The following is a 399-nucleotide window of genomic DNA, read 5'->3' as shown; positions in this document are numbered from 1 at the left end:
TATCATGTGTCGCTCGATGAACGCCGCGCCTTCCGCCGCGCCCTGTGCGGAGTCTTTCAGGCAGCACTCCCACTCCAGCACGGCCCAGCCGTTGAAGTCGTATTGGCACAATTTGCTGAAGATCGATTTGAAATCGATCTGGCCATCGCCCAGCGAGCGAAAGCGCCCGGGACGCTCGACCCAACCCTGATACCCGCCGTAGACGCCGGAGCGCGCATCGGGGCGGAACTCGGCATCCTTGACGTGGAACATGCGGATGCGTTGGTGGTAGCGGTCGATGAAGCCGAGGTAGTCCATTTGCTGCAGCAGCAGGTGGCTCGGGTCATACAGAATTGCGGCGCGGGGGTGATGATTCACCGCTTCAAGAAACTGTTCGAACGACGCGCCGCAATTCTGTAT

The 399-nt window shown here is 60.2% G+C and carries 1 protein-coding gene; it reads right to left on the bottom strand.

The annotated features are described in order from the left end of the window. Positions 1 to 399: sugar phosphate isomerase/epimerase family protein (locus AC0T7J_RS25460; RefSeq protein WP_473798592.1), on the bottom strand; the 399-nt coding region annotated here is incomplete at both ends.

The sequence above is a fragment of the Pantoea sp. E956-1 genome, from assembly GCF_982223955.1.
The sequence above is the reverse complement of the archived record's forward strand: the minus strand, read 5'-3'. Positions and strand labels throughout refer to the sequence as shown.